At 83.6% G+C, this 408-nt stretch carries 1 protein-coding gene; it reads left to right on the plus strand.

From position 1 onward, the window contains the following. On the plus strand, positions 1-408 hold a 408-nt coding region (locus AC1MIR_RS26435; RefSeq protein WP_480031189.1), incomplete at both ends, for an HAD-IC family P-type ATPase.

A 408-nucleotide genomic window follows, 5' to 3' on the forward strand; every position in this document is an offset into this window, starting at 1 on the left:
GGCCCGGGCCGCCGGGCGGCGCCTGGCGGCGCCGCGCGCGGTGCGCCGGCGGCGCGCGCTCGGCATCGCGCGCATCGTGCTCGCCACCGGCGACCGCGCCGCCGCCGCGGCGCCGATCGCCCGCGCGCTGCGCCTGGATGCGGTGCTGGCCGGCCAGGCGCCCGCCGACAAGATCGCCGCCGTCCGCACGGAATCGGAGGCCGCGCCCACCGCGATGGTCGGCGACGGCGTGAACGACGCGCCCGCGCTCGCCGCGGCCGATGTCGGCATCGCGATGGGCGCGCATGGCACCGCCGCCGCCGCCGAGGCCGGCGACGTCGTGCTGCTGGTGGATCGCGTGGACCGCGCCGCGGCGGGCCTCGCCCACGCCCGCCCCGCGCGCCCCGGCGCCGAACCGGCCCACCCGCG

The organism is Falsiroseomonas sp. RANM36 (assembly GCF_056682175.1).